Source organism: Sphingobacterium sp. UBA5996 (assembly GCF_002429765.1).
Lineage (GTDB): Bacteria > Bacteroidota > Bacteroidia > Sphingobacteriales > Sphingobacteriaceae > Sphingobacterium.
Map to the genome: position 1 here is coordinate 220,904 of NZ_DJAS01000008.1, position 13,324 is coordinate 234,227.

A 13,324-nucleotide genomic window follows, 5' to 3' on the forward strand; every position below is an offset into this window, starting at 1 on the left:
ATGAAAAAGGCAGTGTTTTTTGCGGTAGGAATTGTTGGTTTGATGATGAGTTGCCAAAATAAGGAGCAGTTTACCATTGCAGGAAATGTCGAAAATCCTGGCAATGTCAAAGTTATTTCGTTATATGAAGGGGATACAAAACTCGATTCTATGTTTTTTGGCGACAATAACAAATTTCAGTTTGTAAGACCTGCTAGCCAATCCAGATTATTATCTTTGCGGGTAGGTAAAAATCGGTATGATTTGATCGCCTCTCCTGGGGAGACCATTACTTTTAATACAGACCTTCATAAGGATGTCAATGATTACCAGGTGGAAGGTTCTGAATTGTCAAAAACGATACAGCCCTTTGCCAAAGAACGGAACTATCGCGATTATGTGCAGGATTCCTTGCAAACGGTATTTTCTAAGCTAACTTCAAACTCGACAGCAGATGAGATTGAAAAGATTCGTGCAGAATATAAAGCCAAATTTGCAGCAGTACTACGTACATATACGAAGAAAGCGGTCGATTTTTCGAATAAACACAATGATTTGGCTGGATTTTATGCCATCTCCACCTTAGATCCCGAAGTGGCCGAAAGTGAAATTATTGCTTATGCCGATAAAATAAAGGATGAATTTACGGAGAATAGGTACGTGACCCAATTTAAAGAGGAAACCCAAAAGCTAAAAAAAATGGCGATTGGGCAGCCTGCTCCTGAACTGATATCCTTTACACCATCCAATAAAGAAGTGAAGTTGTCTAGTTTTAAAGGTAAATATACATTGGTCGACTTTTGGGCTTCGTGGTGTATGCCTTGTCGTCAAGAGAACCCTAATCTTGTTCGGTTGTATAATGCCTTTCATGGTAAAGGATTTGAAATACTATCTGTTTCATTTGACGACAATCCTGGTTCATGGATGCGGGCTATCGAGGATGATAAGTTGACTTGGACACATGTATCTGATTTGAAAGCTTGGAGCTCGCCTGTTGTTATCGATTACCGGGTTAAAGCCTTGCCTACTTCCTACATCTTAGATCCGAACGGTTTTATTATAGCGAAAAATCTACGTGGAGAGGAGCTGGAGACGTTTTTGAAGAAAACAATTAAGTAATCCTTGTGTTATTGTTAAATAGCATATTACTTAATAATTTGGTAACATAGGGTTAACTGATTGTTATCATTTTGTTTATAATTTAGCAAAAAAAATAAGACAAATGAGTTCTTCGAAACAAAAGATTTTAATTGTTGATGACGAAAAGGATATCTTGGATTTAATTGCATTCAACTTAAATCGTGAAGGTTATCAGGTCTCTACAGCGCAAAATGGGGAAGAGGCGATCAACGTTGCCAAACAGGTAAATCCTGACCTGATCATTTTGGATGTGATGATGCCCAAGATGGATGGAATTGAAGCTTGTCGCATTATGCGGGCAATGCCTGAATTTAAAAGCACATTCATGGTATTTTTAACTGCTAGAAGCGAAGAGTATTCGGAAATTGCTGGATTTCACGTTGGTGCAGATGATTATATTGCAAAGCCAATTAAGCCCCGTGCTTTAATGAGTCGCATCAATGCTATCTTGAGGAGAAATGCCACTGAAGAATCGGATGCCTCTGTTCAGGATAAAATTGAAATTTCCGACTTGGTTATTGATAGGGATTCATTCTTGGTCTACAAAGGAGAACAAAAGATTGTTCTAGCGAAGAAAGAGTTTGAGTTATTATATCTATTGGCATCAAAACCAAATAAGGTGTTTACACGCGAGCAGATCTTAAAGAGTATTTGGGAAGATTCTGTTGTAGTAACCAATCGCACGATTGACGTCCATATCCGCAAGCTGCGCGAAAAGATAGGTGACGATTATGTAACCACTGTAAAAGGTGTGGGATACAAATTCGATAAAGAATAAAGGAAGAGGCTCAGGCCTCTTCTTTGTTTTTCAAATCCTTGGGAAAGAAATCCCAATTTAGGCAAGACCTTTAAGATCTGACAGGCAAAGGTTATTCGACACTTTTCTTGCGCAGGATGCCTAAATCGTATTGGCACAATACGATTTAGGAGTTTGATGAAACTACAGTTGCGGTATCGAACTCTTTCGCAAGATCATTTGATATCACGGTTACAAATCTTTACTTTTGACCTAAAGCAAAGTAAAAAATCAACATGTCATCTATTCTTATAAAATCTGCACAACTTGTTAATGAAGGTAAAGTTGAGGTTGCTGACGTATATATCAGCAATGGTCGAATCGAAATGATTGCTCAGGAAATTAACCATCCTGCTGATCAAGAAATCAATGCGGAGGGACTACATTTATTCCCTGGGCTTATTGATGATCAAGTTCATTTCAGGGAACCAGGATTAACATATAAAGCGGATATATGGCATGAAAGCCGCGCAGCAGTGGCTGGAGGCACCACCTCCTTTATGGAAATGCCTAATACGGTTCCAAACACATTAACGCAGGAGTTACTTCAAGATAAGTATGATATTGCAGCTAGAAATTCGCTGGCCAATTATTCATTCTTTATGGGAGCGGCGAACGATAATCTTGAGGAGGTCCTCAAAACGAATCCGAAGAATGTATGTGGCATAAAAGTTTTTATGGGTTCCTCTACTGGAAATATGTTGGTGGATAATGAAAAAGCATTGGAAGGGATCTTTGCGAATGCTCCAACCTTAGTAGCTACGCATTGTGAAGATGAGGCGACGATAAAGGCCAATCTGGCTTTATTTAAAGAGAAATATGGCGAAAGTGGACTGAAAATTGAGATGCATCCCCTAATTCGTTCTGAAGAGGCTTGTTACTTATCATCCTCAAAAGCTGTCGAACTCGCAAAAAAATACCATACGCGCTTGCATATTCTTCATATATCAACTGCCAGAGAAATTGCACTATTTACGAATGATATTCCATTAAAAGATAAAAAAATTACCGCTGAAGCTTGTATTCATCACCTGTGGTTTTCTGACCAGGATTACGCCTCAAAAGGTAACTTTATCAAATGGAATCCAGCGGTGAAAACAGCGAATGATCGCGACCAGATTCTAAAAGCTGTACTGGATGGTCATATCGATGTGATAGCGACAGATCACGCTCCGCATACCATGGAGGAAAAATCTCAGGCCTACGCTTCCGCGCCAAGTGGAGGGCCTCTTGTGCAGCACGCATTGCAAGCTTTGCTCGATATGGTCAAAGCCGATAAAATGACCTTGGAACAATTGGTGCAAAAGTCTGCACATAATACGGCTACATTGTTCGAAATTGAAGATAGAGGTTACATTCGTGAGGGATATTGGGCAGACCTTGTGTTGGTCGATCTGAATAAACCTTATACGGTATCGAAAGCGAATATCCTGTCGAAATGCGGCTGGTCGCCTTTTGAAGGACATACATTTAGTTCAACAATCGAGCATACTTTCGTATCGGGTAAACTTGCTTTCTCTAATGGACAGCTGATTGAAAAAGGTGCTGGAGAACGTCTGTTGTTCAACCGATAGTAATTAACATGATGAAGAAAAGGGCCTTTATAAAGTCGATCGCTTTAGGCGGATTGTCAATTCCTATGTTAGGGATGACAAAGTCAGGGAAAGATCAAACTGAATTGTTCGGTCAAGCTACTTTACTTGCGACGAAACTAAAACTGGGTGATACCATAGGATTAATAACGCCAGCTGGTGTGTTGGATGATGAGGAGTCAATTCGCATTGCAGGTGAAGTATTTACAACGCTAGGTTTTAACATTAAAGAGGGGAAGCATATACGCAGTCGATACGGTAATTTGGCGGGTACAGATCAGGAGCGTATTGCAGATATACACGATATGTTTGCAGATAAAAGCGTCAATGCGATTGTCTGCATCAGAGGAGGTTCGGGGACATCCCGTCTTTTGGATAGATTAGATTATAAGCTGATCGCCAGTAACCCAAAAATTCTATTGGGATATTCGGACATTACAGCCTTAATTTTGGCATTATATGCCAAAACGGGACTTGTGACATTTCATGGTGCGGTGGGTATCAGCACCTGGACAAAGAAGCTGGCAGAAGCTTTCAATGCACAATTTGTAGCCAATAAGCCGTCGATATTTGAGAATCCTAAATCGAAAGGTGATAACATTGTACAGACCAAAGACCGAATTGCCACCATTCATCCTGGTATAGTAGAAGGAATATTGCTGGGTGGAAATATGACCGTACTGACCGGCTTATGTGGTTCATCCTATCTGCCAAGCTTTAAAGACGCCATTCTTTTTATCGAAGAGGTGGACGAAGATATGGAACGTGTTGATCGCATGTTTTGCCAGTTGAAAAATGCTGGTATACTGGGGCTAATCAAGGGGTTTATTTTTGGCAAGTGTACCGATTGTAAACCATCTGGTGGCTATGGATCCGTAACACTTGACCAATTGTTCAATGATTATATCAAACCGTTAAAAATACCCGCTTATACAGGGGCTGTCGTTGGGCATATCGCCGAACAGTTTATTTTGCCCGTAGGAGCAAAAGTCCGTGTAGATGCTTCGCAAGGAACGATTGCTTTAATGGAGCCTGCATTAAAAGATTAATATGAAATTAGTAAAAGTTGATTTCATCAAAGCCTTTTCTTTATATGAAGAAAAGGCTTTGATGCATAGAAGATTTAAACATGCTGATATTTTACCATTATTAGAAAATATCAGGAGCACTGGACGTTTTGCTGTATCGGAAATTGGGAAGTCCACTGAAGATCGTTCGATCTTTCGACTACAATACGGACAAGGGCCAATCAAGATACTTTTATGGTCACAAATGCATGGTGATGAACCTACGGCGACAATGGCCTTGTTTGATCTATTTAATTTTTTCAACGGAAAAGATGATGGTTTAGATGCCTTTAGAGATCACATAGCATCAAAAGTGACCTTGTATTTTATTCCGATGCTAAATCCTGATGGAACCGAACGGTTTCAGCGTAGGACAGCCATGGATGTGGATATGAACAGAGATGCAAGGGCAACAGCAACAGTGGAAGGGGCCTTATTGAAGGCGCAAGCCATGTTGCTAAAACCTGATTTTGCCTTTAACCTGCATAACCAAAACAATTACTACAACATTCCTGGAACAAATATGCCAGTGACAATTTCCCTATTGGCACCTGCCTATGACTATGCGCGGAGTATTAATGAAACTCGGGGAGATGCGATGCGGGTGATTGTCGGAATAAATAAAGTCCTTCAGGAATTTGTTCCAAAGGCGGTTGCAAGGTATGACGATGAGCATACACCGCGCGGTTTCGGTGATAATTTTCAAAAATGGGGCGCCAGGACGATCTTGATTGAATCAGGAGCTTATGTTGGTGATACCGAAAAAATGATGGTCCGAAAATGTAATTTCGTGGCTTTGTTAAAAGCATTTGAGGAAATTGCTGATCAATCCTTTAAACAGCATTCGGTTACCGATTATGATACAATTCCCTTCAATGATGAAAAGCTCCATGATGTGTTGCTGAGAAATTTGACCATTGAGCGGAGTGGTAAACCATTGCTTGTCGATGTTGCTATCCGGCAGAATGAAAAGACTATAGGCTCTGACTACTACGTAGAGGGTATTGTTGAAGATATTGGCGATTTGCAGGATTTTTATGGTTATGTAGATATTGATGTTGCAGGAACGGAGTTTGCTCCAGCCAAGATGTATATGGAGCCATTTGCTTCCCTGACCGATTTAGATGATACCATCGTGATGGGATTACTTGAAAAAGGCTATGCCGCTATTATTATTGAAAATGTGATCCCGGGAGAATTTTTGCATAACCTTCCAATTCGTGTATTAACTAAAAAAGCTATAGAATTTTCACAACAATTAGCTCTCGGAGCTCAAGCGGATTTTTTTCTTCGTAAAGAAGGCAAGAACATTTACGCCGTAGTTAATGGTTATGCGATCGATTTGAAAAAAACAATGCAACAGCAGTATAAAAATCAGATAAGTTAGGAATGCTTAATATAGCTCAAAAAAGAAAAAAGGTCACAGCCTGTGCTGTGACCTTTTTCTTTTTGAAACTACTAGTAGCCGGTATTCTGTTGATTTGCTATAGCTGGGTTTGCATTCATCTCATCCAGTGAAATAGGAAGAATGGTTTTAAAGAAGGTTCTATCGATCGTTTTTTGCCTATTTGTTGTGCTTATATTTCCTAAATCATCATCAAAAGTTATCGATTTGTTCCAGCGCATCATATCAAAGAAGCGGTGACCTTCTCCAAGGAGCTCTTTGCTTCTCTCATCGGCAATCATATCTAAAGTAATCGTGCCTGAGGTCGCAACATCTAATTTGGGAGAGCGTTGGCGTATTGCATTCAGGTAATTTGCTGCAAGGGCCTTGTCAGGAGATGATTTTAGTAGAGCAGCTTCAGCAGCGATAAGATATACTTCGGACAAACGGATGACCTTAATATTGACAGCGGTACTATTTGCTGTTGAATTTTTATCGCCAGCAAGCGTTGTGCTACCGCTATATTTATAGACCGCTCCTAAATGGGTGGTGCCGACTTCATCGTACGCCATAACACCCCATCTGACATCTGTCTCGTCTTTCTTAAATTTGGCCAAGAATGGATCTGCGGCTATAAAGTTTCCCAATATGGCTGTACTGCCATGTCCTTTTCTGCGGAACATCGCACCCAGTGAACTAGTCCCTGCGTCAGCTTCATTCGGATAGACACCCAATTCTAGAATAGATTCAGTTCCAAACATACCTGTCCAGGATTTTACCCAGTTTTCATTGCTATACAATGTGTAGACTTTGGAGTCTATGACCTCCTGCGCTGATTTTAACGAATTATCATAATCATTCATATAGAGATACACACGAGCTTGCAGTGCTTTATTGGCGAAAAAATTGAAATATCCATCCGATTTGGATTTTGGCAATAAGCTCTCTGCATCCTTTAAATCCTGTACTATTTGTTTGTAGTTTTCCTCCACGGAGATACGTTTTTCCTGCGCGCTATATTCGAGTACTTTCGTTACATTAGGGATACCAAGGGCAGATTTTTCCATGTTGTAGGGTTTTCCGTACAACCTGACAAGATCAAAATTGATGAGGGCTCTTGCGGTCAATGCTTGTCCTTTATACGTATTAAAATTTTCTGTCGAGCCGGCAGCGATTAGTTTATCGATATTTGTCAAAAGATTATTGATCTGCACGAGTGTATGAAACCCTTGTGTCCAGATGCTTGAATAGGGATTAGAAGAGGCCGAATGATTAAATACATAAAGATAGTCATAACCGCGGCCCTGGGATGCAATCGTAAAGTCACCCCCTTTGGCATCAGCATAGAGCGGGAAATTTCGTCCATAGTAGGCGACATTTGCCATTTTACTCATTAATCCATTCATAATAACCTTTGCGTCAGCAGCAGTTTGGATGGAGGTATTGGAGTCCCCCATATTGGTCGGTGTGACATCCAAAAAATTGCTACATGAGCTGATTGCTAATGATATTGTTATGCACGAGGCAATAAAAAGCTTTTTCATAATACTGTTTTTTTTCGTTAAAAACTAAATTCAACACCGAAAGTGTACGTTTTTGCCAATGGTGTTTCCCAGCCCCGCGTACCAAATTGGTTAACTTCCGGATCCATATACTTGTATTTCGAAACGGTCAACAAATTGCTTCCATTGAAAAATACCCTTGCATTGGAGATACCAGCTCGTTTTAAAAAATCATTTGGTAATCTATAGCTCAACGAAATGTTTTTTAATCTAAGATATGACGCGTCAAACAGTTGTCTACTGCTGATCTGGTTCACATCTTCCAGATCTCTTCCGGTAACCATTGGGTAAGTTCCATCCGTATTTGAAGGTGACCAGCTATTTTCTGTAAAATAAGCGGCATGAATTCGTTCCCAATAATAGCCGTCATCGGCAACATCTTTGGATGTAGCATCATAAAGTTTGCCGCCAATTTTATAAGCAAAGTTCAATCCCAATGAAAAGTTTTTATAATCGATGTCAGAATTTATACCGCCATATAGTTTAGGATTAGCATTTCCGATGATGGTTTGTTTAGCTTTTTTGTAATCATAACTTGCCGCTTTTCCGTTAAAGATAAAATCGCCATCAGTGCCATCGTTTGTATACCAGACGTTTTTGCCATTGGTTTGATCTGTACCTGCCCATTCTAGACCAAAGAATGATAAGGACGATTCTCCTTCGCGATAAATAAATCGAGCTCTATCGTCTCCACCAGTGGGATCATACCAGACGATATCTCGTCCACCATATAATTTTGTAATCTTGGATCTGATGATTGCGGCATTTGCACTTAATGTCCATTTCCAATTTTCATTTTTAATGATATCTGAACCTAATTCAATCTCTATACCTTTATTGTTCATTTCGCCAACATTTCGCAATATGGAGCCGAAACCAGTAATTGTGGAGATCGGAACATTCTGTAAGAGATCCTTCGAGTCTCTGTTAAAATATTCAATTGTACCAAATAGTTTATTGTGGAATAGGCCAAATTCTAATGCGACGTTTGTGGAGTAATTTTTCTCCCAAGCTACGTCCGGATTGCCTAAATTATTTAGCCCACCACCTGGCTGCGTCATATATTTGTTGGAATAACTTGTTAAATTGCGCCAGGCAAAAAGATCCGTAGGTAATGTTCCATTTACCCCATAGGAACCTCTAATTCTTAGGTTATTGATTTCCTCAATCTGTTTAATAAAAGATTCCTTGGCCAAATTCCAGGAAGCAGCTAAAGACCAAAAGTTGCCCCAACGAGGACCTGGTGCCAAGCGGGATGAACCGTCCCTTCTAAAAGATGCCGAGGCAAAATAGCGTTCATCGTAGTTATATTCCGCCCGCGATAGTACAGACATCATATTATTGCCCCAAGAATAGGCGGACGCATCCAATATACCTGCAGTGGCGACTGTATGAAGTGATGAGGATGGTAAATCTTTACCTGTAGCACGGATAAAATCAGTCGTGTTTTTTTCAGCTTCGAAACCAGCTAATAACCCAATATTATGCAAGCCAAAGCTTTTGTTGTAATTGGCGGTTGTGGATGATACCAATTTTTCAATGGACGTAGACACCTCTGTGACCCGGCCATTGTCTGCCATACCGTTATAATGTTTAGCGCTATAATAGATGTGATCTTTGACCTCGGTTCTGTCATAGGAGAAAATGGTCTTCAATGTAAGTTCAGGTAACAGCTTTAATGATAAAGATTCTATAGCTGATAATTTACTTGTTTTCGAAGAGTTTTCCCATTCCTTGTTGTAATACAACGGATTATAAGCGAGACTACCATAACGTGCTGTATATTCGTTACCTGTTTTATAATCAGTTGGCCAATACATCTGCCATAATAAATTACTCGCTTGATACAGGTAATTTGTTCCTGTATTCCTGGTGTCATTCATCCCAATAAGCTTGTTTTTAGCGTAGTTGACGTTTGAACCAAATTCGAGATATTTCCCAATCTTTTGCGTTAAATTAATCCGACCATTGATTCTGTCGAAGTTATTCTCAATAATCCTGCTTTTGTCTTGCGTGTATCCTAAAGACGCATAGTAATTGGTTTTTTCTGTTGCTCCGCTTACCGAGATATCGTTGCTGTTGAATATCCCGGTTCTAAACAATGCTTTGTTCCAGTCATAATACTTACCATCTCGATTCTCTACACCATCTGTTTTTCCTGAGATATGTACATTTTCCCATTGTGAGGTTCCATCTGTGCTGAATTGATAGCCATGAATACCAAAACCATAAGAAGAAGTTGGTTTACCGTAATTTGCCGAATTTGGATTCCAGTCCAAAGAATTTAAGCGGAATAAGGTGTTTTTATTCGCCTGTTCAGCCGTTTGACCAGCTGCTATTCTAGAGTCGTATAAAACACTATAGAGCATATTGATTTGATCCTGTACCGAAGCAGGTTCATTATTTTTGGTTGCCCAGGAAGGACTAATGCCGATAGAGGACTTGACATTGATCTTTGGATCTCCGTTTTTCCCCTTTTTTGTGGTGATGATGATGACACCGTTTGCCGCGCGGGAACCATAAAGGGAAGAAGCGGCAGCATCCTTAAGCACAGAAATAGATTCGATATCGCTGGGATTTAATGTGCTCATGACGTTGTTCGTATTGACAATATAGTCGCCCATCTGTCCGACACTACCCGAAATGACTGGAACACCGTCAATGACATAGAGTGGCTCGTTCGACGCGTTCATAGAGCCTATGCCTCGAATGCGTATAGCTGAAGTTGCACCTGCCTGACCAGATCCATTTGACATTTGCAGACCTGCAACACGGCCAGTAAGAGCTTTTTCAAACGAAGTGACAGGTTGTTTATCAATGGCATCTGATTTTACTTGTGCTGCCGAACCTGTATAGGTACTCTTTTTAGCCGTTCCATAGGCAATGACAATGACTTCGTCCAATGCCTGTTCATCACTGCTGAGTGAAATACTAATGGTTTTTCGGCCATTGACCTGAATTTCTTGTGGACTATAACCTACTGCAGAGATACTTAATATCGCGTTGGTGTTTGCGTTTAGCGTAAACAGGCCATTTTCGTTTGTTGAGGTTCCTTGGTTAGCGCTTTTTATAGTTATTGTAACTCCGCTAATTGGTTTTCCGTTGCTGTCTGTTATTTTACCAGCAATTTGGATCTGTTGCGCATATAAAGACTGCATCGAACTACAGGCTATGAGACACAACGTTGTGAGCACATGTTGTTTCATAAAAGTGTGAATTGATTAATTTAGTTTGTTAATATTTTGGTGCTGTCGGATGTTGGTCAAACTTGCGAAAGCAATTCAGTGCAATCTTTTTTTTAAGAAAAAAACATTGCACTGAATATAGGGTTATTTCCTTAAAATTCCAATTCCAGGACGGTCGGGAAGAAGGCAATTGCCATTGACAACGGTCATACCGTCATAAATGTCATTTCCGATCAATAAAGCACCATCTAAATCAGCCCAGTCTGTTAGGGGAGCGAGTTGTGCTGCTGCACTGATTGCACAGGATGTTTCGGTCATGCAACCGATCATAACTTTCATTTCCAGAGAACGCGCAAGCTCGGCCATACGTTTGGCCTCCCGCATGCCAGTACATTTCATCAATTTGATATTAATTCCTGAATACACGCCCTTTAGTGCAGGAACATCTACAAGTCGTTGACATCCTTCATCGGCAATTGTTGGTATCGGGCTGTTTTCGGTCAACCAGGCATTGTCATCTATCTGTTCCTTGGGCATCGGTTGCTCTAAGAAGTAAACGTTTCTTTCTGCAAGCCAGTGCGCCATCTCCAAGGCCTCTTCGCGCGTTTTCCAACCTTGATTGACGTCCGCGCACAGCGGGCGGTCTGTCACCTGCCGGATGGTATCAATAATCATTTTATCAGTATCCAGCCCAAGCTTTACTTTTAAAATTTTAAACTGATCCGCTTCGGCTACTTTTTTCCGTATCATTTCTTCGGAATCGATGCCTATTGTATACGATGTCGGCGGAATAAGATCAGGATTTAGTCCCCATATCTTATAATAAGGTTGGTTCATAATTTTCCCAAGGACATCATGCAGGGCGATATCAATTGCGGCTTTTGCGGCTGTATTTTTCAACGCAATCTGATCGATGTAATGTAAAATATCTTCGGTTTGAAAAGGAGAGTTGAACCCTGTCAGATCGATTTGATTGAGGAACGATAGGACACTTTCTTGCGATTCGCCAAGATAAGGAGGCATACTCGCTTCACCATAACCGACAATGCCGTCATACTCTAGTTCGGTCAATACAACCGGTGTTGTGCTTCTGCTGAAAGAAGCGACTGTAAAGACATGGTTCAGTGTTAGTGTATACGGGCGGAATCTTAATTTAAAGGCTCCAAAATCTTTATTGATCCATTGAGATTGGTTGCTCATCGTTATCTTATTTGTTGGTGTAATAATTGCTTTCAGCGACTTTTTGTATAGCGCTATCCTTCGTGCCGAGGTAACGGCGTGCAGCAACTACAGTACGGGTTTGGAAATCATCGTAGTTGGTGGCGTCCTTGAGCATGCTATTGATCCGAACCAAACCTGCCGCGTGAATAAAAGTGCCATTACCCATATAAAGCGCCACATGCGTCACTCGAGCATTTGGATTGTTATTTTTTCCTGCAGCAAAAAACAGTAAGTCGGCTGGTTTTAAGTTTTTAAGTGCTTTCTCAGGGTCAAAATGTCCTTCTTCGTCTAAAATATCAATTTTTTCTCCGGCTAGAACTTGTTGCGATGCATCTCTCGGTATCACAAAGCCGTTCATAAAGAAACTTGTTTTGGTAAAACCACTGCAGTCGACACCTTTTACCGAAGTTCCACCCCATAAATAGGGAAGACCCAACATGGTTTTCGCACTGGCGATAATATTTTCTGCTGTCGGATTGCGCGTTTCAAACCAATTTTTCAGTGTCAGGCTTTCTGACTTTTTAATATAGCCCAAACGTCCATCGGGATAGGCGATCTGATAAAAATTACCTTTCTGCCCTTTTAATTGTAGAATGTCACCATACACCAGGTCAGAAACGCGTTGACTCTTTTCATTTGGTTCGGAATATGATTTCCCGAATTCTGCAGTATAGATAACTTTTTCTGCTTGCCGCCAATGTTCCAATGCAATGTTGTCCATCACTTCAATGGACGAGGCCGGTACCCATGCAATATAACCGTCGGGTGTGCGGACACGATAGTCTCCACTTTTTTTCTGCAGAAGATCCACCTGTGTACCTAATAAAACCTGACTCGTTAACTCGGCCGCATTATCTGGAAATGTCCGCATATTGGCAACCGAAAGCCGAATCACTCCAGAAGTTTTTTCGCCTACACTGGCGTCAGGCAGGAACTGTACCTGAATATTAGCCGCTATTTCTTTTGCTTTTTGTTCCAAAACGAATTGAGCATCTTTCTCTGTTGTTTCAATCACATATTGGTTTTGTACGACATCCGCTTTTTGGATGGCCACGATTTTGGTTCTTTTATCAGGAGCAAATTGACTTTTTACGTTTTCTTGCAACTCTTTAACCTTAAAATACGTGGTGGAATCTAGCTGTTGTGCATAGCTGCTGCCGGTGCCAATAAGGCATGTATAGGCTAAAATAGCGAATTTTAGAGTGTTTTTCATGCGAATTAGTTTGTTTCTAAAGATAGGATTAATTCATAATATAAGGCAATTTTTAATGTCGATTTTTGAGTGATTTTGATGTTATGTTGCTAAAAAACGAATGGTTGGGTTTAATTTTAATAAAATTATCTAATTGCTAAAACCATTTTGTAATATTGCTTATTGATTGTGAAATCATAGGTTCT

The 13,324-nt window shown here is 40.4% G+C and carries 9 protein-coding genes; 5 read left to right on the forward strand and 4 right to left on the reverse strand.

All coding sequences use genetic code 11. The features are described 5' to 3' along the window. From B3E00_RS06130 to B3E00_RS06150, 5 genes are all read left to right on the forward strand, one after another. Nucleotides 1-1,098, forward strand: a complete 1,098-nt coding sequence (locus tag B3E00_RS06130) for a TlpA family protein disulfide reductase (RefSeq protein ID WP_293882419.1) — start codon at nucleotides 1-3, stop codon at nucleotides 1,096-1,098. Between the two features lie 103 nt (nucleotides 1,099-1,201). Beyond that, nucleotides 1,202-1,897 carry a response regulator transcription factor gene (locus B3E00_RS06135; protein ID WP_209579101.1) on the forward strand — a complete coding sequence of 232 codons (696 nt, stop codon included), beginning with the start codon at nucleotides 1,202-1,204 and terminating at the stop codon, nucleotides 1,895-1,897. Between the two features lie 254 nt (nucleotides 1,898-2,151). Continuing rightward, nucleotides 2,152-3,489 (forward strand): dihydroorotase, encoded by a 1,338-nt coding sequence (locus tag B3E00_RS06140; protein WP_293882417.1) that lies wholly within the window; start codon nucleotides 2,152-2,154, stop codon nucleotides 3,487-3,489. An 8-nt stretch (nucleotides 3,490-3,497) separates the two neighbouring features. After that, nucleotides 3,498-4,556, forward strand: a complete 1,059-nt coding sequence (locus tag B3E00_RS06145) for a S66 peptidase family protein (protein ID WP_293882415.1) — start codon at nucleotides 3,498-3,500, stop codon at nucleotides 4,554-4,556. A gap of 1 nt (nucleotide 4,557) precedes the next feature. Next, nucleotides 4,558-5,961 carry a M14 family zinc carboxypeptidase gene (locus tag B3E00_RS06150; RefSeq protein ID WP_209579104.1) on the forward strand — a complete coding sequence of 468 codons (1,404 nt, stop codon included), beginning with the start codon at nucleotides 4,558-4,560 and terminating at the stop codon, nucleotides 5,959-5,961. A gap of 71 nt (nucleotides 5,962-6,032) precedes the next feature. Here the strand turns inward: B3E00_RS06150 and B3E00_RS06155 are convergent, their stop codons facing one another. From B3E00_RS06155 to B3E00_RS06170, 4 genes are all read right to left on the reverse strand, one after another. Beyond that, nucleotides 6,033-7,502 carry a RagB/SusD family nutrient uptake outer membrane protein gene (locus tag B3E00_RS06155; RefSeq protein ID WP_293882412.1) on the reverse strand — a complete coding sequence of 490 codons (1,470 nt, stop codon included), beginning with the start codon at nucleotides 7,500-7,502 and terminating at the stop codon, nucleotides 6,033-6,035. A gap of 17 nt (nucleotides 7,503-7,519) precedes the next feature. Continuing rightward, entirely contained in the window at nucleotides 7,520-10,726 is a 3,207-nt protein-coding gene (locus B3E00_RS06160; protein WP_209579106.1) for a SusC/RagA family TonB-linked outer membrane protein, read from the reverse strand. A gap of 123 nt (nucleotides 10,727-10,849) precedes the next feature. Next, a complete protein-coding gene (locus tag B3E00_RS06165) occupies nucleotides 10,850-11,905 on the reverse strand; it encodes a dipeptide epimerase (RefSeq protein WP_293882409.1) in 1,056 nt (351 codons plus the stop codon). A gap of 7 nt (nucleotides 11,906-11,912) precedes the next feature. Next, nucleotides 11,913-13,139 (reverse strand): NlpC/P60 family protein, encoded by a 1,227-nt coding sequence (locus B3E00_RS06170; protein WP_209579108.1) that lies wholly within the window; start codon nucleotides 13,137-13,139, stop codon nucleotides 11,913-11,915. Between the last annotated feature and the right edge of the window lie 185 nt (nucleotides 13,140-13,324).

Bases quoted from the DNA above. Each gene is read 5' to 3' on its own strand.
- B3E00_RS06145 (WP_293882415.1), top strand. From the start codon at position 3,498: ATGATGAAGAAAAGGGCCTTTATAAAGTCGATCGCTTTAGGCGGATTG.
- B3E00_RS06170 (WP_209579108.1), bottom strand. From the start codon at position 13,139: ATGAAAAACACTCTAAAATTCGCTATTTTAGCCTATACATGCCTTATT.
- B3E00_RS06155 (WP_293882412.1), bottom strand. From the start codon at position 7,502: ATGAAAAAGCTTTTTATTGCCTCGTGCATAACAATATCATTAGCAATC.
- B3E00_RS06140 (WP_293882417.1), top strand. From the start codon at position 2,152: ATGTCATCTATTCTTATAAAATCTGCACAACTTGTTAATGAAGGTAAA.
- B3E00_RS06150 (WP_209579104.1), top strand. From the start codon at position 4,558: ATGAAATTAGTAAAAGTTGATTTCATCAAAGCCTTTTCTTTATATGAA.
- B3E00_RS06160 (WP_209579106.1), bottom strand. From the start codon at position 10,726: ATGAAACAACATGTGCTCACAACGTTGTGTCTCATAGCCTGTAGTTCG.
- B3E00_RS06165 (WP_293882409.1), bottom strand. From the start codon at position 11,905: ATGAGCAACCAATCTCAATGGATCAATAAAGATTTTGGAGCCTTTAAA.
- B3E00_RS06135 (WP_209579101.1), top strand. From the start codon at position 1,202: ATGAGTTCTTCGAAACAAAAGATTTTAATTGTTGATGACGAAAAGGAT.
- B3E00_RS06130 (WP_293882419.1), top strand. From the start codon at position 1: ATGAAAAAGGCAGTGTTTTTTGCGGTAGGAATTGTTGGTTTGATGATG.